The 19,331-nt window shown below is 52.2% G+C and carries 19 protein-coding genes; 7 read left to right on the forward strand and 12 right to left on the reverse strand.

The genetic code is table 11. The features are described 5' to 3' along the window. Positions 1-167 precede the first annotated feature (167 nt). From SPK40_RS01510 to SPK40_RS01520, 3 genes are all read left to right on the forward strand, one after another. Positions 168-1,499, forward strand: coding sequence for a sodium-dependent transporter (locus tag SPK40_RS01510; RefSeq protein ID WP_330959185.1), 1,332 nt, complete (start codon positions 168-170; stop codon positions 1,497-1,499). A gap of 82 nt (positions 1,500-1,581) precedes the next feature. Continuing rightward, entirely contained in the window at positions 1,582-2,286 is a 705-nt protein-coding gene (locus SPK40_RS01515) for a TIGR01621 family pseudouridine synthase (RefSeq protein WP_330959186.1), read from the forward strand. A 58-nt stretch (positions 2,287-2,344) separates the two neighbouring features. Beyond that, positions 2,345-3,325, forward strand: a complete 981-nt coding sequence (locus tag SPK40_RS01520) for a class I SAM-dependent methyltransferase (RefSeq protein ID WP_330959187.1) — start codon at positions 2,345-2,347, stop codon at positions 3,323-3,325. Positions 3,326-3,373: 48 nt separating this feature from the next. On the opposite strand, the gene gspS2 is transcribed toward SPK40_RS01520, so the two are convergent. The 11 genes from gspS2 to SPK40_RS01575 all read right to left on the reverse strand — a co-directional run bounded on the left by gspS2 (position 3,374) and on the right by SPK40_RS01575 (position 13,994). Then, entirely contained in the window at positions 3,374-3,790 is a 417-nt protein-coding gene (gene gspS2, locus SPK40_RS01525; RefSeq protein WP_330959188.1) for a type II secretion system pilot lipoprotein GspS-beta, read from the reverse strand. Next, entirely contained in the window at positions 3,791-4,093 is a 303-nt protein-coding gene (locus SPK40_RS01530; RefSeq protein ID WP_248140784.1) for a YciI family protein, read from the reverse strand. 86 nt (positions 4,094-4,179) lie between these two features. Then, the gene (gene yciA / locus SPK40_RS01535) at positions 4,180-4,578 is read right to left on the reverse strand and encodes an acyl-CoA thioester hydrolase YciA (RefSeq protein WP_248141686.1); all 399 of its coding nucleotides are present in this window, start codon (positions 4,576-4,578) and stop codon (positions 4,180-4,182) included. A gap of 182 nt (positions 4,579-4,760) precedes the next feature. Next, the gene (locus SPK40_RS01540; RefSeq protein WP_256549382.1) at positions 4,761-6,065 is read right to left on the reverse strand and encodes a dicarboxylate/amino acid:cation symporter; all 1,305 of its coding nucleotides are present in this window, start codon (positions 6,063-6,065) and stop codon (positions 4,761-4,763) included. A gap of 249 nt (positions 6,066-6,314) precedes the next feature. Continuing rightward, positions 6,315-7,121, reverse strand: a complete 807-nt coding sequence (trpA, locus tag SPK40_RS01545; RefSeq protein ID WP_330959189.1) for a tryptophan synthase subunit alpha — start codon at positions 7,119-7,121, stop codon at positions 6,315-6,317. Continuing rightward, a complete protein-coding gene (trpB, locus tag SPK40_RS01550) occupies positions 7,121-8,311 on the reverse strand; it encodes a tryptophan synthase subunit beta (RefSeq protein ID WP_330959190.1) in 1,191 nt (396 codons plus the stop codon). The genes trpA and trpB overlap by 1 nt, the downstream gene beginning before the upstream one ends. A 77-nt stretch (positions 8,312-8,388) precedes the next feature. Further along, positions 8,389-9,759 (reverse strand): bifunctional indole-3-glycerol-phosphate synthase TrpC/phosphoribosylanthranilate isomerase TrpF, encoded by a 1,371-nt coding sequence (gene trpCF, locus SPK40_RS01555; RefSeq protein WP_330959191.1) that lies wholly within the window; start codon positions 9,757-9,759, stop codon positions 8,389-8,391. A 2-nt stretch (positions 9,760-9,761) separates the two neighbouring features. Further along, positions 9,762-10,772 carry an anthranilate phosphoribosyltransferase gene (trpD, locus tag SPK40_RS01560; RefSeq protein WP_330959192.1) on the reverse strand — a complete coding sequence of 337 codons (1,011 nt, stop codon included), beginning with the start codon at positions 10,770-10,772 and terminating at the stop codon, positions 9,762-9,764. An 18-nt stretch (positions 10,773-10,790) separates the two neighbouring features. Continuing rightward, complete coding sequence (locus tag SPK40_RS01565) at positions 10,791-11,405, reverse strand: aminodeoxychorismate/anthranilate synthase component II (RefSeq protein ID WP_330959193.1); 615 nt, start codon at positions 11,403-11,405, stop codon at positions 10,791-10,793. A 10-nt stretch (positions 11,406-11,415) separates the two neighbouring features. Continuing rightward, positions 11,416-12,984: an anthranilate synthase component 1 gene (locus SPK40_RS01570; protein WP_330959194.1), complete on the reverse strand. Its 1,569-nt coding sequence runs from the start codon at positions 12,982-12,984 to the stop codon at positions 11,416-11,418. Continuing rightward, positions 12,981-13,994 carry a bifunctional 3-deoxy-7-phosphoheptulonate synthase/chorismate mutase gene (locus SPK40_RS01575; protein ID WP_248140771.1) on the reverse strand — a complete coding sequence of 338 codons (1,014 nt, stop codon included), beginning with the start codon at positions 13,992-13,994 and terminating at the stop codon, positions 12,981-12,983. The genes SPK40_RS01570 and SPK40_RS01575 overlap by 4 nt, the downstream gene beginning before the upstream one ends. Before the next feature lie 264 nt (positions 13,995-14,258). Between SPK40_RS01575 and rnm the strand changes: the two genes are divergently transcribed. The 3 genes from rnm to rluB all read left to right on the forward strand — a co-directional run bounded on the left by rnm (position 14,259) and on the right by rluB (position 17,025). Continuing rightward, positions 14,259-15,095, forward strand: coding sequence for an RNase RNM (gene rnm / locus SPK40_RS01580; protein WP_330959195.1), 837 nt, complete (start codon positions 14,259-14,261; stop codon positions 15,093-15,095). A 49-nt stretch (positions 15,096-15,144) separates the two neighbouring features. Beyond that, positions 15,145-15,765 carry an L-threonylcarbamoyladenylate synthase gene (locus tag SPK40_RS01585; RefSeq protein ID WP_248141684.1) on the forward strand — a complete coding sequence of 207 codons (621 nt, stop codon included), beginning with the start codon at positions 15,145-15,147 and terminating at the stop codon, positions 15,763-15,765. A 255-nt stretch (positions 15,766-16,020) separates the two neighbouring features. Next, positions 16,021-17,025, forward strand: coding sequence for a 23S rRNA pseudouridine(2605) synthase RluB (gene rluB / locus SPK40_RS01590; protein WP_248140769.1), 1,005 nt, complete (start codon positions 16,021-16,023; stop codon positions 17,023-17,025). A gap of 85 nt (positions 17,026-17,110) precedes the next feature. On the opposite strand, the gene SPK40_RS01595 is transcribed toward rluB, so the two are convergent. Then, positions 17,111-17,854, reverse strand: coding sequence for a YciK family oxidoreductase (locus SPK40_RS01595; protein ID WP_248140768.1), 744 nt, complete (start codon positions 17,852-17,854; stop codon positions 17,111-17,113). A 177-nt stretch (positions 17,855-18,031) separates the two neighbouring features. Between SPK40_RS01595 and sohB the strand changes: the two genes are divergently transcribed. Further along, positions 18,032-19,093 (forward strand): protease SohB, encoded by a 1,062-nt coding sequence (gene sohB, locus SPK40_RS01600; RefSeq protein WP_330959196.1) that lies wholly within the window; start codon positions 18,032-18,034, stop codon positions 19,091-19,093. Positions 19,094-19,331: the final 238 nt, after the last annotated feature.

Consider the following 19,331-nt stretch of genomic DNA (forward strand, 5'->3'; position numbering starts at 1 on the left):
TCTCTCTATTGCATACCCGGGGTCTATTCTGCACCGGAATCTCTGTAAAACATAGGTTTAAGAAAAAGTTGGCTGCGTTAAATGTTCATTGTGTATCAGTAGTGAAGGTGCGGGGCCGGGCAGAGTGTCTTATCTTGTAAGCATCATGCCTTTACCGAGTAGTCACTATGGCAACCAGAGCGCATTTTAGTTCACGTATTGGTTTTATTCTGGCAGCTGCGGGTTCGGCCGTTGGCTTAGGCAACATCTGGGGATTTCCGACACAGGCCGCCAGCAATGGCGGGGCGGTCTTTTTAATCGTTTATCTGCTCATGGTGTTCGCACTGGCTTACCCTTTGCTGGTGGCAGAGCTGACGATAGGTCGTTACGGAAATGCCGACCCGATCACCTCTCTGCGCAAGGTCTGGCCTCAGCAACGGGCTCTGATGGGGTTCGTCGGGTTAGCCGGGATGATTGCCGTTTCGCTGATTCTCAGTTTTTATGCGATTGTTGCCGGCTGGCTGCTGGGTTATCTGGTTGCCCCGGTTCTGGATTTACTGGGACTGACAGCTCAGGCCCAGTGGCTGGAAGAATTTGGTGTGGAGAGAAACCTGATCCTCATGCTGGTGTTTATGTGGCTGACGGTGATGGTGGTCAGAAGCGGGGTCACGGACGGCATTGAAAAATGGTCGACCCGCCTGATGCCGGTGTTGCTGTTGCTTTTTGTGGTGATGGTGATTTATATCCTGACGCAGGATGGTGCCTGGGAAGGGCTGCGTGTGTATCTGGTGCCGGATGCCAGCCATTTATCACCCAAACTGATTGTGAGTGCGATGGGGCAGGCATTCTTTTCTCTGTCGCTGGGTGTTTGCACCATGATGGTTTATGGCTCTTATCTGGACAAATCAGCCAACCTGCCGAAGACTGCAGCGCAGGTGGCTTTACTGGATACCGGTGTTGCGTTTCTTGCGGGAATGCTCATTCTGCCAGCCATGTTTGTCGCGCAGAATCATGGTGTGGTGATTTATGACGATACCGGTGCTTTGCTGGCGTCGGACACTCTGGTGTTCAGTGTGCTGCCATCGATGTTTGAGACGATGGGAGGTGTGGGCATCCTCGTTAGTACCCTGTTTTTTATCCTGATGGTCATTGCCGCACTGACGTCGTCAATTTCCATGCTGGAGGTGCCGGTTTCCTGTGTGATTGAAGAGCTGAATCATACCCGGCACTGGGCCGTATGGTGGATTGGCGGGGTGATCAGTGTCATTTCTACGGTGATTGTTTTTAATTTTGAGTCGTTATTTGGCTTTGTGATTACCATGACGACGGCTTATGCACAGCCGATCATCGGGATGATTTTTGCCATTCTGGTGGGTTGGATATGGCACCGGGATAAGGTTCTGAACGAAATTAAAGCGGGATATCCGGAACTGGAAGCCAGCCTGTTCTGGCGGATCTGGCCCTGGTATGTCCGGATTGTCTGTCCGGTGCTGATGTTGCTGGTCTTTTTTCTGCAGTAGCGCGGTGGCGGGGCGCAGAAAACTGGCACTGTCCGGAAGAGTCGGTATACTGCCGCTTTCCTGATCGAAATAGCACTGAGCCATGTTTACACTGCTTCACCAAACTCCCGATTTTCTGGTCATTTGCAAGCATGCGAATGTCAGTGTCCACAAAGATGACAATGATCAGCCCCTGCTGGCAGAGATCGCGGCAGCGACGGGTGATGCACAGCTGTACCTGATACATCGTCTGGATAAGATGACCTCCGGTATCCTGTTGCTTGGTCGCCATGCGGATGCAGCATCGGCGCTGTCGGGGAGCTTTGCCCGCCGGGAAGTGGAGAAGTACTACCTGGCGATCGGCAGTAAAAAGCCGAAGAAAAAACAGGGGACAGTGATGGGTGACATGAGCCGTTCGCGCCGACGGAGCTGGAAGCTGGAAACCAGCCGGCAGAACCCGGCGGTGACTCAATTTATTTCCACGGCGGCCGGGGAAGGGCGGAGACTGTTTCTGTGCAAGCCTTATACCGGTAAAACCCATCAGATCCGGGTGGCACTGAAAAGCGTCGGTTCTGGAATTACCGGCGATGATATTTATGGTCACGAGACATCGGATCGCGGCTATCTTCACGCCTACGGGCTTCAGTTTACCTATCAGGGAACAACCTATCGCTTTCTTTGCCCGCCTGAACAGGGTGATCTCTGGCAGACGACAGAGGTACAGTCGGCACTGCAAGACTGGTCATCCCCCTGGACACTGGACTGGCCGTCACTTCCGTCGGGTCTGCTGAAATCTGTTCATCACTGAGCGGCTTTGAGAACGGCTGATATTTAATCTTTTTTCATTTTTCTTTGTACGGTGATTCATGGACGCTTCTGCTCTCTCCCAATTTTTTCAACACCTGCGGACTCAACTGGCGTCACCGCCGGAAGAAGCCCGCCGTATATTTCACGGCCGGGGACGTTGCTGGGAAGGACTGGAGCAACTGACGGTTGACTGGCTGGGCGGTCAGGTACTGGTCTCGTTATTCAAAGAACCGGATACCGCATTTCTTGATGCACTGAACAATGAACTGCAGGCACTGGCGCAATCACAGGTCTGGCAGCAGTCCGGTGCCAGTTCACTGCTATTGCAGCACAGAGACAGACCGGGTTCGCCGATGGAGGTCATCTGGGGAGAACTGAAAACGTTTCAGCAAATCAGCGAAAACGGACTTCGCTTCGAACTTGATCTGGGCCAGAAGCAAAACAATGGCCTGTTCCTCGATATGCGATATGGGCGACGCTGGGTTCAGGAGCAGTCGAATGACAAGCGGGTTCTGAACCTGTTCGCCTACACTTGTGGTTTTTCTGTGGCCGCAATTGCCGGTGGTGCCAGTCATGTGGTGAACCTGGATATGGCCAAGGCAGCGTTGAGCCGCGGCCGGGAGAACCACAGACTGAATGGCCATGATTTAAATCAGGTGAGTTTTCTGGGACATGATATTTTCAAGTCGTGGGGCAAGCTGAAGAAGTCCGGTCCCTATGATCTGATTGTGATCGACCCGCCTTCGTTTCAGAAGGGAAGTTTTGCACTGACGAAGGACTACGCCAAAATTTTGCGTCGTTTACCGGATATGCTGAGTGAGCAAGGGAAAGTGCTGGCTTGTGTCAATTCGCCTGCGGTTTCGCCTCAGTTCCTGATAGACGGGATGGCACAGGAAGCGCCGGAGCTGAGTTTCATCGAACGACTGGATAACCCGCCGGAGTTTGCCGACCGGGATCATGACAGTGCCTTAAAAGTCATGGTGTTCTCAAGGCAGCATGAATGCAGCCGTGATGACGCCATCAGCATACGTCATAAATGAAAAAGAAAGGGCCGGATAACTATCCGGCCCTTTTGCCAGGAGGCAGTCTTACGACGCTCCCTGAGCTGAGATTTGTTTGCAGTACTGTTCATTGATTGGCTGCTGAACCATAGGGCGGCCCCGCATATCCAGAATGCTGATCATGTATCCCAGACCTTCGCTGACCATGGGGGTCAGTTCCGGATCGTTGCAGAAGTTCACAGCGGCAGCCTGTGCGGCCTTTGACGGCGGCACTTTACCGCCGCCGCCATAGAGGATTGTGATTTCAACAATGCTCTGATGGGCTTTGGCTTTCATAATCTGGTACTGGCCAACTTTCGGGTAGGGGGCTTTTGCGTTAATCACGGCTGCCCTGCGCTCTGCCAGTTCGTTATTGAGTTCATCCGGCGATTTTGCACAGCCGGTCAGGATAACTGCAGCCACAGCAGCAGCAAACCAGGTTTTGAGGGAAGTTCGAATCATCATTCAGGCCGGCAGTACTTTTTTGAATGGTTTGACAATTACGTTTTCATAAACGCCGGCTTCAATATACGGGTCTGCGTCGGCCCAGCTTTTTGCTGCTTCCAGTGAATCAAACTCAGCAATTACCGTTGAGCCTGTGAAACCGGCTTCTCCCGGATTCTCACTGTCGATTGCAGGCATCGGACCGGCCACGAGCAGACGGCCTTCGTCTTGTAATGCTTTCAGGCGAGCCAGGTGTTTTTCACGAACGCTCAGGCGGCGCTCCAGACTGTTTTCAACATCTTGAGAAAAAATGACGTACCACATGCGTTCTGTCTCCCTGTATTGTGGTGGAATGCAGCCGTTATCATAACGGAATGAAAAAGCCCCAACCAGCGGTCAGGGCTCATATTTTATCCTTTTTGAATCGGACGCGGTCTGCCGTTGGCATCAATCGCAACATAATTGAAGGTTGCTTCGCTGACCTTGTATCGCTCACCGATGCCGTCATTACCGACCGGTTTTACCCAGACTTCCATCGCGACCGACAGGGATGTATTACCAATGCGCTTACATTCACCGTAGCAACACACCACATCGCCCACACCGACCGGGGCTTTGAACACAATATTATCGACTGAGACCGTCACGACTTTGCCGTGGGAAATTTCTTTGGCCAGAATTGCGCCGGCTAAATCCAGCTGCGACATAATCCATCCACCGAAAATATCGCCATTGGCGTTTGTATCAGCAGGCATAGCTAGCGTGCGCAGTAATAACTGGCCGCGAGGAACATTATTTTCTGAATTCATCATTAATCAGGTTTTTTGGAACAGGTATTTATATGGTCATCAATAATGCATTGGCTTGCAAGCAGAATGCACCTGGTCTGACCCAGATCTGATGGAAGTTTGAACGAAAGTTGGATGAGCCATGCAGAAATAAAAAAGGCTGCCGAATCCGGCAGCCTGAAATTCAGAAAAGCACGTCAGTCTTATGCTTTTTGCTGTGTCGCCATTGGGGCGTCTTTCGCTTTTTCTTCACCCACCAGGCTGTCGACAATCACGGCACAGGCAGCATCACCCGTGATGTTCAGCGCAGTACGGATCATGTCGAAGATACGGTCCAGAGCAAACAGCAGCGGCAGACCTTCAATCGGAATACCCGCAGACAACAGGACAGCAACAACCAGGAACGAAGGACCTGGTACACCAGCCTGACCCACAGCACCCAGCGTTGAGGTCACAATAATCGCGATGTAGGCGCTCATACCAAGTTCAATATTGAACAGTTGTGCGAAGAATATGGCAACCAGACCGTAGTAAATGGCGTTACCGCTCATGTTGATGGTGGCGCCCAGCGGCAGCACGAAGGAAGCTGTGCTGTTCTTGACGTTCAGCTCTTCTTCACAGGTTTCCATGGTCACCGGCAGGGTTGCCATAGAAGACGCAGTCGACAGTGCAACAGCCTGAGGTTTCTTCATGGCTGACAGGAATTTCAGCGGTGAAGTTTTGCTGAAGCACTTGATCATCAGCGGGTAGAATACGAAACCATAAACCAGGATCGCGGCGATGTAGACCACAAACAGTTTGAAGACCACCATCAGGGCATCAAAACCGAAGGTACCGACTGCATCAGCCATCAGGCCGAATACACCAATCGGAGCGATTTTCATCACAATGTTGATCATCCATACCATGGCGTCAACAACAGCATTCACACCGTTCAACAGTGGATCACGGCGTTCTTTCTCCAGTTTGGAGACCGCAACACCAAAGAACAGGCAGAATACCAGAATCTGCAGGATGTTTGCTTCATTCAGAGACTGGAAAATGTTCGTTGGGATCATACCCAGAATAGTTGCCCAGAATGAAGGCAGTTCACCTTTGTCAGCATAGGTATTGGCAAACATACCCTGAACACCTGCCAGGTCAACACCCATACCCGGCTGGAACACTTCACCCATGAACAGGGCCAGTGCCACAGCAACCGCGGAAGTCAAGCCAAAGAAGCCCAGCGTGATCAGACCGATCTTACCGGCAGACTGACTGTTACCCAGACCTGCAGCACCGGAGATAATGGCAACCGCAACCAGCGGGATCACCAGCATTTTAATCAGGTGGATGAAAATGCTACCCAGTGGCGCGAACATGCTTGCAGAATGTCCCATCACTGCACCGGCCAGCGCCCCCAAGCACATGGCGATGACAACCTGTACCCCAATGTTGCCAAGTAGTCCTTGTCGTTTAAGCACCTTGAATACCTTATTTTGGAAGTTGTTAAGTTGTGAAAGTCTTATGTTTCGTAAATGTTACCGACTTTGAGTCAATATTTTGCGAAGTGAGGTTTTACAGCAGAATAATGCGATAATCAATGATGCATTTCGATACTTTCCACTTCTGTTGATAAATTGGCGCAGATTTTCACCGAACCTTGTGGATGGCTATGCACCGTGGTGATTATTTGTTGATCTTGGGTGTGAATGTCTTGTTAAAAAAATGCCCCGGGAACGCATGCGACCCCGGGGCATTTTCGGTTCAGTTCGAAATCAGCGTTTCGTCGCTTGCTTCATGCGATGTATGAACTGACCGAGAGCATTGAGCATTTCTGAAGGGTTGTCCAGATGCTGTTCAATAATTTTCACCACAGCTGAGCCCGAAATGGCTCCGGCTGCCCCCGACTGAATGGCTGCTGTGACCTGAGCGGGTTCGGAGATGCCAAAGCCCAGCAAAGACGGCGGCGCATTGTATTGAGCCAGTGAGGCAAGCAAATGGTCTACCGGCATTCCTGCTTTGGTTTCCGCACCGGTCACACCGGCACGAGACAGCAAATAGGTATAACCACCGCCGAACTCAGCCACGGTTTTCAGTGTGCTTTCATTTGCATTTGGCGGCGCAATGAAAATAGGGTGGATCCCGTATTTTTCCGCTGCAGCCCTGAACTCAGCGGATTCTCCGACAGGCACATCCGCGACCAGTACCGAGTCGACGCCAGCCGCCTGACAACGCTGATAGAAGTGTTCGATGCCACCAGCAAAGACCAGGTTGGCATACATCAGCAGCCCGATGGGCAGTTCCGGATATTTGGCCCGGACTTTTTTCAGCATGTCGAAACAGACATCCGGCGTGGTGCCGGCATCCAGCGCACGAATGGTCGCTCCCTGAATGGTCGGACCGTCGGCAAGCGGGTCGGAAAACGGAATCCCCAGCTCCAGCGCGTCAGCTCCGGATTCAACAAGCGTGTCAATAATCTGCAGAGACAGTTCAGGACTCGGGTCGCCCAGCGTCACGAAAGGAACAAAAGCGCCTTCCTGTTTGGCCGCTAAACGGCTGAATAAAGCTTGATAACGGTCCATTACAGTGCTCCCTTTTCGTCCAGAATATTATGTACGGTGAAGATGTCTTTGTCGCCCCGACCGGAGAGGTTTACCACCAGCAGTTGTTCTTTTTCAGGAGCCTCTTTGATCAGCTTGAGGGCATAGGCCAGTGCATGGGCCGATTCCAGTGCCGGAATAATGCCTTCGTTGCGTGCGAGCGCCTGGAAGGCATCCAGGGCTTCGTCATCAGTGACCGAACCGTATTCCGCGCGACCGGTCGCATTCAGATAGGCATGCTGCGGGCCGACGGACGGGAAGTCGAGACCGGCAGAGATTGAGTATGACTCTTCCACCTGACCATGTTCATCCTGCATCAGCGGTGCTTTCATGCCGAAGAAAATGCCCAGTTTGCCGTGTTTTAGCGGCGCACCATGCATATGGGTGTCCAGACCTTTCCCCGCAGGTTCCACACCAATCAGTTTGACACTGGTTTCCTCAATGAAGTCGGCAAACATCCCAATGGCATTGGATCCTCCGCCCACACAGGCGATCACGGCATCTGGCAGGCGGCCTTCTTTTTCCAGGATCTGTGCTTTGGTTTCTTCCCCGATAATGCGCTGGAATTCACGCACAATGGTCGGGAACGGGTGCGGGCCGGCGGCTGTGCCCAGCAGATAATGCGCTTTATCGTAAGTGGCAGACCAGTCACGCATGGCCTCATTACAGGCATCTTTGAGAGTCGCAGAGCCGGAATGTACCGGAATGACTTCAGCGCCCATCAGTTTCATGCGAAAGACATTCGGGCTTTGGCGCTCAACGTCTTTGGCACCCATGTAAACACGGCATTTCAGGCCCAGCAGGGCGCAGGCCAGCGCTGTTGCAACACCGTGCTGACCGGCCCCGGTTTCAGCGATGATTTCTTTTTTGCCCATGCGTTTGGCCAGCAGGGCTTGTCCCAGTACCTGATTGGTCTTATGTGCGCCGCCGTGCAGCAGATCTTCACGTTTCAGATAAAGCTTGGTTTTGGTGCCTTTGGTCAGATTCTGGCACAGCGTCAGTGCGGTCGGACGACCGGCATACTCTTTGAGCAGGGCAAGAAACTCCTGCTCAAAGGCAGGGTCTTTCTGTGCATCAATAAAGGCTTCTTCTAATTGGTCCAGTGCAGGGACCAGAATCTGCGGCACGAACTGGCCGCCAAATTCACCAAAATACGGGTCGAGTTTGCTCATGTGTGTGCTGTCCTATTCCTGTCCTGATCGTTCTCGGTGTCTGAATTGATCGCTGTCGGTGACAGCCGATTCAGTCTTTAAGGCTTCAGTGCTTTGAACACCGAGAGTAATTTTTGTCTGTCTTTTTTGCCGGGTTTGCTTTCCACGCCAGAGTTAAAATCAAGGCCGCGGCAGCCTTTGCTGACGGCTTCTCTGGCGTTATCCGGTCCGAGTCCGCCGGCAAGCATAATGCGTTCTTTTGCGTTGCACTGGTCTAACAGCGACCAGTCAAATTGCTGACCCGTGCCGCCGCTTTGCTGACCAACCTGAGTATCCAGTAAATGCCGGTCAGCCGGCCAGGCCGATAAGTCCGGCAGTACATCGCTGACGCCATGAGCTTTCCAGATTTCACAATCTTCAGGCAACTGAGGCTTGAGTGTCTCGATGTATTCAGGTGACTCGTTGCCATGCAGCTGAACTGCGGCCAGCTTTAAAGCATGGGCGTGTTTGGCGATGGCATCGACATCGGCATTGCGGAAGACCCCGACGTACTTGAGTGGCGCGCCGCTCATCACCAGTCTTGCCAGCTCTTGGTCAACGGCACGGGGTGAGTCCTCCACGAAAATCAGGCCGCCGTACACGGCACCGCTCTGGTATGCCGCACAGGCATCGTCCGGGTGGGTCAGGCCACAGACTTTGTGTTCTCCAAGCAGGACACTTCGTACGGCCAGTTCCAGATTCGCTTCACTCATCAGTGAGCTGCCAATCAGGAATCCATTGGCGAATTGTGATAAGTCGCGTATCTGCTGGTTGGTATAAATTCCGGATTCTGAAATCACCAGCGTATCTTCAGGCAGTCGTGGCGCCAGTTGTTTGGTCCGGTTCAGGTCAATGCTGAGATCACGCAAATTGCGGTTATTGATGCCGACGACCTTGGCGTTCAGTGCAATGGCGCGTTCCAGTTCTTCTTCATTACTGACTTCGGTCAGAATGCCCAGATTCAGCTGCTCAGCCAGGGTGGCCAGTTCTCGGTATTCATCATCGTTCAGGACCGACAGCATCAGCAGGATGGCGTCAGCCTGATAAAAGCGGGCCAGATACACCTGATAAGGGTCAATCATGAAGTCTTTGCAGAGTACAGGTTGTGTCACGTGCTGGCGGACCTGCGGCAGGAAATCAAAATTCCCCTGAAAATATTTCTCGTCAGTCAGGACGGAAATTGCGCTGGCATAGCGGCTGTACACCCGGGCGATATGGTCCAGATCGAAATCTTTCCGGATCAGCCCTTTTGAAGGGGAGGCTTTCTTACATTCCAGAATGAATGCTGCGCCTTCTCCGGTCAGTGCCTGATAAAAATCCCGGTCACTCGGGGTCACATCTGCAATAAAATCTTCCAGTGGCTGTGTCGCCTTGCGTGCTTCCACCCAGATTTTTTTATCGGCGACGATTTTGGCGAGTACAGTTTCCATTCTTAACCTCGTGCGGCCAGTTGCTCTACCAGCTGGTAGGCTTTGCCGGATTGCATGACTTCAATTGCCTGCTGGGCATTCACTTTGAGATCTTCCTGACCAAACAAGCGAAGCAGCAGTGCAACATTGACGGCAACAGCGTCTTGCTGTGCAACTGTCCCTTTTCCTGTCAGGATGTTTTTGATAATGGCACGGTTTTCTTCAGGGTCTCCCCCTTTAATCGCATCTAACGGATGGGTTTGCAAGCCAAAATCTTCCGGCGTAACCGTATATTCGCGAATATCACCGTTGATGATTTCTGCCACCAGCGTCGGGCCGTGAATGGCGACTTCATCCAGTCCGCTGCCATGGACGACAGCTGCACGTTTCATACCCAGGGCAATCATGGTTTCGGCAATCGGGCGGACCAGTGCTGCATCATAAACGCCCATGAGTTCAATGGTCGGGCGGGCCGGATTAATCAGCGGGCCCAGCAGGTTGAAAATGGTCCGGGTTTTCATCGCCTGGCGGGCAGGCATCGCATGGCGGACACCGCTATGGTATTGAGGCGCGAACAGGAAACAGACGCCTTGTTCGTCCAGAGCCGCGCGGGCTTCATGGGCGCTCATTGCCAGGTTGATACCAAATTTATCCAGCAGATCAGAAGAACCGGATTTGCTCGAGACGCCACGATTGCCGTGTTTCGCGATTTTGACACCGCACGCGGCGGCAACAAAGGCCGATGTGGTCGAAATGTTGATTGTGTTTGCACCATCTCCGCCGGTGCCGACGATATCGGCAAAGTCGTAATCCGGGCGCGGGAAGTGCGCGGCATTAGCCAGCATCGCGGTCGCGGCACCAGCAATCTCATCCGGGGTTTCCCCTTTGATTTTCAGAGCCGTCAGAATAGCAGCCAGCATCGCAGGTTCAACGTCACCTTTGATGATGGCATCGAATAAGGTCTGACTTTCATCTTTGGTCAGTGTTTGCTGGTCGTAAAGTTTTTCTGTGATTGGGTAAATATTGCTGTTCATCTGAGCGTCTCCCATAGCTTAAAAATTCGGTACAGTGGCGGATGGGGTCGTGACCCAGTGAAGGGTGTTTGCCAGCAGCTGGGCGCCTTGTGCAGTCAGGATGGACTCAGGGTGAAACTGAAATCCGCATACTTTGTCCTGTTCATGGGTGACAGCCATTACCAGAGCATCTACCTCAGCGATAACGTTCAGCGTTTCCGGGACCTGAGTTGCGACCAGAGAGTGATAACGGGCAATGGTCAGCGGGCTGGGTAACTGCCCGAACACCGCATGCTGGCCGTGGTACATCTGTGCGGCTTTACCATGAACGATGTCACCGGCACCTTCGACTTTACCGCCGTAAGCTTCGACGATCGCCTGATGTCCCAGACAAATGCCTATCATTGGAACGTTGCCTGCGACCCGCTTGATCAGCGCTGGCATACACCCCGCTTCTGACGGCGCACCCGGGCCCGGAGAAAGGACCAGCACCGGATTGCGCTTTTCGCTCAGCGCTTGTTCGACCTGCGCTGCGCTCAGGCTGTTGCGGAAAATTGTGACCGGGTAACCCATGGCTCGGAACTGATCGACCAGGTTGTAAGTAAAGGAGTCGAAGTTATCCAGCAGGACGATATCTACTTGAGGTTGAGTCATGTTCGGCTCCTTATGACACACTGTGGGCTTGGCGGATTGCCGTAATAACGGCCTGGGCTTTGCTGCGGGTTTCATCGGCCTCGGCCTGAGGCACCGAGTCGTAAACCACGCCGGCACCGGCCTGAACCGTTGCAAAACCGTCTTCAACGTAGGCAGAACGGATCACAATGCAGGTGTCCATGTCGCCCTGACCGGTCAGGTAGCCGACGGCACCGCCGTAGCTGCCCCGGCGCTGTTGTTCAACATCACGGATCAGCTGCATGGCACGGATTTTTGGTGCGCCGGTCAGTGTGCCCATATTCATACACGCCTGATAAGCGTGCAGGGCATCCAGATCACCGCGTAATTGTCCGACGACCCGGGAGACCAGATGCATCACGTGACTGTAACGGTCGACTTTCAGCAGGTCTGCAACGTAGCGGGTGCCGGGCTGGCTGATACGGGCGACGTCATTGCGGGCCAGATCGACCAGCATCATGTGCTCGGCGTTTTCTTTTTTGTCACAGCGCAGTTCGAGCTCAATCCGGCCGTCTAAATCCAGATCGATGCTGCCGTTGGCTTTTTTGCCGCGCGGGCGGGTGCCGGCAATTGGGTAGATTTCAACCTGATTGCTGTCCGTACAGTACTTCAGCGCACTTTCCGGGGAGGCACCGAACAGGGTGAAATCAGCATCCTGCAGATAGAACATGTACGGACTTGGGTTCCCGATTTTCAGAGCCTTATAGGCATTGAGCGGAGAAGGGCACGGCATTTTGAACTGACGCGAAGGAACAACCTGAAAGACATCGCCACTGACGACAAACTCTTTCAACTGCTCGACTGTCGTGCAGAAATCTTCATCGCTGATGCTGACTTCCGGTTCACAGCGGTCCAGCAGCTGAGCAGCAGGCAGCGCCACAGGTTCCAGGCAGACTTCTTTGATATGTTGCAGACGACGGCTCAGCTCGTAATAGCTGGTGGTGCAGTAGTCACCGCCAAATAAGGTGGCCTGAAGCGTGCCTTTGCGGCGCTGGTGGTCAATAACCAGCAGGGTTTCCGCGACATAGAACAGATAGTCCGGACAGCGGTTTCCTTGTTCAACACCCGGCAGGGGTTCGAAGCTGGCGACCAGGTCGTAGGCAAACAGTCCGCCAAGGAATAAGGCCTCACGTGCTTGTCCCGGACGATGGAAAATCTGCTGGATCAGACGCAGTGCATCAAACGGTGAAGACTGACGCAGGCGGCTGTCTTCATCCATAGCTCTGCCGCTTTCTTCAAAAGTCAGGATCAGTGCGTTGCTGTCTGATGTCAGCGACACATTGGCAGGGAGTTGTGCTTCAACCGCCTGAAGCACGTTCAGGCCATTATCTGTCAGTGCTTCCAGGCGGACTTCGCGGCCACGGCAGACGATGCGGACTGCCGCGTCGATCAGCATCAGGCTTTTTAAATCTTCCTTGGAATCAATTTCTGCGGACTCCAGCAGCAAATTATGCGGACGATTGCCACAGATGGCGTAATACAGTTCGGTGGGCTCCGAGACGTAAGGGACGTCCAGACTCAGGACGTCCAGTTCACCGACAGCTAAAGGCGTTGTTTTCATAATGTTTTACCTGCAGCTTCAACAAAGGGTTTCAGTTCCTGCATCAGTTGCTGGAACATCGGTCCGGTCAGTGCCTGATGGCCGTCAGACAGGGCTTCGCTCGGCTTGAGGTGAGATTCAACGATAATGCCGTCCGCACCGACAGCCGCAGCGGCACGGGATAGCGGAATCACCAGCTCACGGACACCGGTTCCATGGCTTGGGTCGACCACAACCGGCAGGTGGGTTTTCTGTTTCAGGAAGGCAACAGCGTTCAGATCAAGCGTGTTACGGGTAGCCGTTTCGAATGTGCGGATACCACGCTCGCACAGGATGATGTTTGGGTTGCCGGCATCATAGATGTATTCCGCCGCCAGCAGCAGCTCTTCAATGGTGGCAGACAGGCCACGCTTGAGTAGCACGGGCTTTTTGCTCTCACCCACTGCTTTAAGCAAAGCATAGTTTTGCATGTTGCGAGCGCCGATTTGCAGGCAGTCGATGTATTCACACATTGCTTCCATCTGACCCACTTCCATGACTTCGGAAACAGTCGGCATGTTCAGCATCTCACTGGCCTGTTTCAGCAGTTTCAGACCTTCGATCCCCATGCCCTGGAAGTCATACGGGCTGGTGCGAGGCTTGTAAGCACCGCCACGGAGCGCAACCGCACCGTGTTGTTTGACCACTTCGGCAACGGACAGCAGCTGTTGTTCTGATTCCACCGAGCAAGGTCCGGCGATGACCGCGAATTTGTTGCCGCCAACAGCCGCATTCCCAAACCGGACAACGGTGTCATGGGCCTGGACTTCACGGCTGACCATTTTGTATTTGGTCAGAATCGGTTTGATATTTTCCACACAAGGGTTGGCATCTAAGTTGAGTTTTTGCAGTACACGCTCATCACCCAGTGCGCCCAGAACAATACGTTCTACACCAGGCATATACAGGGGTTTCAGACCAGCTTGTTCGATACGGGTCAGAATATCTTTTGCCTGAGCTTCAGTTGCGTTTGGTTTCAGTACGATAATCATGTTGTTGTCCTTGCTAGCCAAATGTGGAAATTGTTTGTTTTCAATGGTCAGGTACAAAAAAACCCGCAGTCGGCGGGTTCATGGCTCTGTGCGGCTGGCACAGCAAAACTCACGACCCGTTATAGGTTGTGCCACCACCAGGTGAAGAAAGCGCGAAGATGATGTTGTTTTTGCTGTAACATAAACAGAACCTGAGTCATACGTTGCTGGGTAATTACGTACTAGTAAACTAGTTCAAGAATATTATGTCAAGACTTTCTTTTTATGTTGTTTGATCTTCACAGTCATACCACGGCCTCTGATGGCCGGTTAGCTCCGGCAGAACTCGTTCAGCGGGCCGCTGAATTCCGGGTCGATGTACTTGCGATTACGGATCACGATACGGTCGCCGGGCTGGATGCTGCCCAGCAGGCAATCGATGGACAAAATCTGGCCTTAAAACTGGTCAAAGGTATTGAAATATCGACAGTCTGGAATAATTTTGATATTCACATTGTCGGTTTAAACATCGATCCGGAAAGCCCGGCGCTCACCCGTTTGATTACAGCTCAGGCTGAACGACGTGAAGCCCGTGCCGTACTGATGGGAGAGCGGCTGGAAAAAAACAAAATTTTTGGTGCGTATGCCGGAGCAAAGGCGATAGCGGGTGAAGCAACATTAACCCGTGCTCACTTTGCCAAATGGCTGGTCGAAAACGGGCACGCCAAAACCATGCAGGCGGTATTCAAAAAATATCTGACGCGGGGCAATCCGGGTTATGTGCCACCGAACTGGTGCAGTATTGCTGAAGCTGTCAGTGTTATTCATGAAGCGGGCGGACAGGCAGTCCTGGCGCATCCGGGACGGTATAACATGACAGCCAAATGGCTGAAACGTCTGCTGACCGTCTTTGTCGGAGCGGGGGGGGATGCGATGGAAGTCGCGCAACCTCAGCAGGCACAGCAGGAACGGCGCAATCTGGCCGACTATGCTCAGCAGTTTGGTCTGTTGTCGTCTCAAGGGTCTGATTTTCACTATCCGTCCCCCTGGACAGAGCTGGGCCGGAATCTTTGGTTACCAAAAGTCTCGGTACCCGTCTGGCAGGACTGGGGTTTGGAGTAAGTTATGATGTACGCCTGTGCCCTGAAGCGGGTACAGGCCAGGAGGAATGATGAGTCAATTTTTCTATATTCATCCGGATAATCCTCAGGCCAGACTGATCAGTCAGGCGGTGGCGATTATCCGAAACGGCGGAGTCATTGTGTATCCGACTGACTCGGGATACGCGCTGGGGTGCCAGTTGTCGAACAAGCAGGCGCTGGAGCGTATCTGCCGGATTCGTAAACTGGATGAGAAGCATAATTTTACCCTGCTGTGCCGGGATTTGTCAGAGCTGTCTTTGTATGCCCGGGTGGAAAATGATGCGTATCGTCTGCTGCGGAACAACACGCCCGGTGCTTACACCTTTATCTTCAAAGGAACCAAGGAAGTGCCGCGTCGTTTGATGAATCCAAAGCGGAAGACCATTGGCATCCGTGTGCCTGATAATGAAGTTGCACTGGCTTTGCTTGAAGCTTTGGGTGAGCCGATGATGTCAACCAGTCTGATTCTGCCCGGAAAAGAAACGGCTGAATCCGATCCGGAATATATCCGGGACGATCTGGCTCATGCGGTTGATTTGATTATTCATGGCGGTGTTCTGGGTGAGCAGCCCACCACAGTTGTGGACTTCAGTAACGACACGATTGAAATCGTCCGGCAAGGGGCAGGGGATATTACCCCGTTTGAATAAGCCCTCACTGAGACGCTGATCGGGTTTGAATTGCAGGGAAGCGCAGGCAGAAACAATCCTGCTCACCCTGCTTTTTCAGTGGTATCAAACCGAAGAGTTTGGCATAATTCCCGGCTGTCTTATTTAAGGATTGACGCCTTTATCTCACTAGAGATAAATGGCGGGTATCTCGTACTTTCTGGACGGGCTGTATCAGAGGTACGACGATGTTTTTAGAATGTTTCGACGCCTGTGAAGGCGACAAAGGTTTGTCTGATGAGTGAAAAAATACAGAAGATTCTTGCACGTTCCGGCCATGGCTCACGTCGTGAAGTGGAGCTAATGATTCAGGAAAGGCGTGTCAGCATTGACGGGAAAGTCGCTCAGCTGGGTGATCGCCTGGAAAATCTGGATGCGCTGGTCTGTATTGACGGCCATAAAGTGGAGCTGGTCAAGCCTTCTGAAGAAGTGTGCCGCGTGCTTGCTTATAACAAACCTGAAGGTGAGCTGTGTACCCGACACGATCCGGAAGGACGGAGAACGGTATTTGATCGCCTGCCTCGTCTTAAGGAAGGCCGCTGGGTCTCCGTCGGTCGTTTGGATGCGAATACATCAGGCCTGCTTCTTTTTACAACGGATGGCGAACTTGCAAACCGCCTGATGCACCCAAGCCGTTGTGTTGAGCGTGAATACATGGTGCGTGTATTCGGGGAAGTCACCGAGCAGATGGTGAGAAACCTGGTCAACGGTGTTGAGCTGGAAGATGGCATGGCCCGTTTTGAAGACGTGGTTTATGCCGGTGGTGAGGGAATGAACCACACCTTTTACGTAGTGATCACTGAAGGTCGTAATCGTGAAGTCCGTCGTCTGTGGGATTCTCAGGGCGTGACGGTCAGCCGTCTGAAGCGTGTTCGTTATGGTGATATCTTCCTGACCAAAGATTTGCCGCGCGGCGGCTGGATGGAGCTGGAGCTCCAGGAAGTGAACTATCTGCGAAATGTTGTTGAGCTGTCGCCAGAGACCCAGACTCATCTGACAGTTGAAGGCCAGAAGCGTAAGAAAGGGGTTCGTAAGATCCGTCGTGCTGTCCGTCGTCATGAAGAGCGCGTGAATGATGAATCACGTGGCCGCCGTCGTGATAGTCGCCGGACTTCAACGCGTAACCAGGCTGCGGAAGTTTCTGAGCGTCCGGCTGGTCAAAAGCGAAAGCCAACCGGCAACGCGGCGAATCGCCGAAATCCGTTGAAAAACAAACCTGCAAAACCACGTACCCGTAAGTAAGGTAAGTGGTTCAGAAATATGAAAAAAGCCGGCCTAAGGGTCGGCTTTTTTGCATCTGCTTTTTTGTTCGTGCTGGAAACTGGATTCAGTCTTTAGGCTGTGCGTCAATGCACTGGCCGTTGACATCCCGGCTTTCCGGTCCCATCAGGTACAGATACAGCGGCATGATATCCGCCGGTGTTTTCAGCGTTTTCGGGTCTTCACCCGGGAAGGCTTTGGCACGCATACCGGTACGGGTACCACCCGGATTAATTGCGTTGACACGGACATTGGTATTACTGAGCTCTTCAGCCACAATCTGCATCATCCCTTCCGTGGCAAACTTAGAAATCGAGTAAGCGCCCCAGAATGCACGGCCGACATGGCCGACGGTAGAGGTCGTAAAGATGATGCGGCCATCTTCTGAATTCTTAAGCAGTGGCATGATGGCCTGAGTCAGCAGAAACTGTGCTTTAACGTTGACTTGCATCACGTCGTCGTAAGTGTCTTCACCCAGTTGATCAAACGGGCTCAAAACGCCCAGCAGGCTGGCGTTGTGCAGTACGCCGTCAAGACGGCCAAACTGATCCTTGATGGTATCAGCCATATCCACGTAGTTTTGTTTGGTCGCGCCTTTCATGTCCAGAGGAATGATGGCCGCTTGAGGATAACCCAGCGCTTCAATTTCATCATAAACGGCTTCAAGTTTGGCGACAGTCCGGCCCAGCAGAATGACGGTAGCGCCATGAGCTGCATAACTGATCGCAGCCTGACGGCCAATACCATCACCGGCACCAGTCACCAGAATGATACGATCTTTCAGAGAGTCAGCCGCAGTTTGATAATTCACTTGATTTCCTTCTAAGTCGGGCATTTTGTGCCGCTATTGTAGGCGCATCACTGTCAGAGTGACAACCTGAAGACAAAAAAGCATAGGGTAGCTCGAAGAGATTGATGTGAATAGCCCCTAGAGGCTTGATTGGATTGGTATTACAATGAAACAAAACCAGAATATGAGGAATTTCTCTTGGATTTTTTGTTTGATTACGGTCTTTTTCTGGCCAAGATCGCGACGGTGGTCGTAGCGATTGTAAGCATCCTGGTCATTGTTAAAAGCACAGGCGGTCGTCACGGAGCGCGTAAAGGTTCACTCGAAGTGAACGATTTGACTGAGCAGTACAAAGAGACGATCCACCATCTGGAGTCTCATCTGTTCGATAAACCACTGCTGAAAGCTCGTGAAAAAGCTGAGAAAAAAGCAGAAAAGGAAAAAAACAAAGCGCGTCAGAATGAAATCAAAACGGCTGCAAAATCCGGCGAACTTTCAACTGCCCGTGAGCCGAGGCTCTTTGTGCTGGATTTCCACGGCAGTATTGATGCGAAAGAAGTGGCGGGTTTGCGTGAAGAAATTTCAGCGATTCTGGCTGTAGCTGCGGAAGGTGATGAAGTCTTGCTGCGTCTGGAAACCGGCGGTGGAATGGTGCACGGCTATGGTCTGGCATCTTCACAGCTTGATCGCCTGAAACAGGCGGGGGTGAAGCTCACGATTGCTGTCGATAAAGTTGCTGCCAGCGGTGGCTACATGATGGCTTGTGTGGCGGATCAGATCATCTCCGCACCGTTTGCTGTGGTTGGTTCAATTGGTGTGATCGCACAACTGCCGAACTTTAGTAAAGTGTTGAAAAAAAACGATATTGAATTTGAACAGATCACGGCAGGTGAGTTTAAACGAACGCTGACGATGTTTGGTGAAAATACGGATAAGGCGCGCGAGAAGTTTCAGAGTGAAATCGAAGAAACGCATGGCCTGTTCAAAGACTTTATTGCCGAACATCGGCCGTCATTGGATCTGGAAAAAGTGGCAACCGGAGAACATTGGTTCGGAAAACAGGCGTTTACACTGGGTCTGGTTGATCAGATTGGCACTAGTGATGACTACATCATGGCGGCCTGCAAAGAGCGTGAAGTCCTGCAAGTGCGCTATGTTCAGCGTAAAAAGCTGGCAGAGCGTCTGGCAGGTGCCGGCAGTGAAGCTGCTGACAGTTTGCTACTGAAATGGATTGGTCGCGGTCAGCGGCCGATTATGTAAGCCTGATGAAACAGATAACCCGCAGTAATGCGGGTTATCTCCATATATTTTCAGTGTGACTGACAGCTGTTTTTACCGATATTTATTTTTTATTTCTTTTGCCTTGTCGCTTATTTGACTGTGCTGAAGATCATTGAATCAATTTGTCCAATCTGATGCATATAAAATAATCATTATTCACGATTTCATTATCAGTAAGAGCATATTTGTGTGAGCTGACACAAATAATCCGGGCTGG

This window comes from Photobacterium sp. 53610 (genome assembly GCF_036409375.1).
In the GTDB taxonomy this organism is placed as follows: Bacteria; Pseudomonadota; Gammaproteobacteria; order Enterobacterales; family Vibrionaceae; genus Photobacterium.

What these genes read in the sequence shown, in the direction of transcription:
- SPK40_RS01510 (WP_330959185.1), top strand. Translation starts at nt 168, where the DNA reads ATGGCAACCAGAGCGCATTTTAGTTCACGTATTGGTTTTATTCTGGCA.
- SPK40_RS01515 (WP_330959186.1), top strand. Translation starts at nt 1,582, where the DNA reads ATGTTTACACTGCTTCACCAAACTCCCGATTTTCTGGTCATTTGCAAG.
- SPK40_RS01520 (WP_330959187.1), top strand. Translation starts at nt 2,345, where the DNA reads ATGGACGCTTCTGCTCTCTCCCAATTTTTTCAACACCTGCGGACTCAA.
- gspS2 (WP_330959188.1), bottom strand. Translation starts at nt 3,790, where the DNA reads ATGATGATTCGAACTTCCCTCAAAACCTGGTTTGCTGCTGCTGTGGCT.
- SPK40_RS01530 (WP_248140784.1), bottom strand. Translation starts at nt 4,093, where the DNA reads ATGTGGTACGTCATTTTTTCTCAAGATGTTGAAAACAGTCTGGAGCGC.
- yciA (WP_248141686.1), bottom strand. Translation starts at nt 4,578, where the DNA reads ATGAATTCAGAAAATAATGTTCCTCGCGGCCAGTTATTACTGCGCACG.
- trpA (WP_330959189.1), bottom strand. Translation starts at nt 7,121, where the DNA reads ATGGACCGTTATCAAGCTTTATTCAGCCGTTTAGCGGCCAAACAGGAA.
- trpB (WP_330959190.1), bottom strand. Translation starts at nt 8,311, where the DNA reads ATGAGCAAACTCGACCCGTATTTTGGTGAATTTGGCGGCCAGTTCGTG.
- trpCF (WP_330959191.1), bottom strand. Translation starts at nt 9,759, where the DNA reads ATGGAAACTGTACTCGCCAAAATCGTCGCCGATAAAAAAATCTGGGTG.
- trpD (WP_330959192.1), bottom strand. Translation starts at nt 10,772, where the DNA reads ATGAACAGCAATATTTACCCAATCACAGAAAAACTTTACGACCAGCAA.
- SPK40_RS01565 (WP_330959193.1), bottom strand. Translation starts at nt 11,405, where the DNA reads ATGACTCAACCTCAAGTAGATATCGTCCTGCTGGATAACTTCGACTCC.
- SPK40_RS01570 (WP_330959194.1), bottom strand. Translation starts at nt 12,984, where the DNA reads ATGAAAACAACGCCTTTAGCTGTCGGTGAACTGGACGTCCTGAGTCTG.
- SPK40_RS01575 (WP_248140771.1), bottom strand. Translation starts at nt 13,994, where the DNA reads ATGATTATCGTACTGAAACCAAACGCAACTGAAGCTCAGGCAAAAGAT.
- rnm (WP_330959195.1), top strand. Translation starts at nt 14,259, where the DNA reads ATGTTGTTTGATCTTCACAGTCATACCACGGCCTCTGATGGCCGGTTA.
- SPK40_RS01585 (WP_248141684.1), top strand. Translation starts at nt 15,145, where the DNA reads ATGAGTCAATTTTTCTATATTCATCCGGATAATCCTCAGGCCAGACTG.
- rluB (WP_248140769.1), top strand. Translation starts at nt 16,021, where the DNA reads ATGAGTGAAAAAATACAGAAGATTCTTGCACGTTCCGGCCATGGCTCA.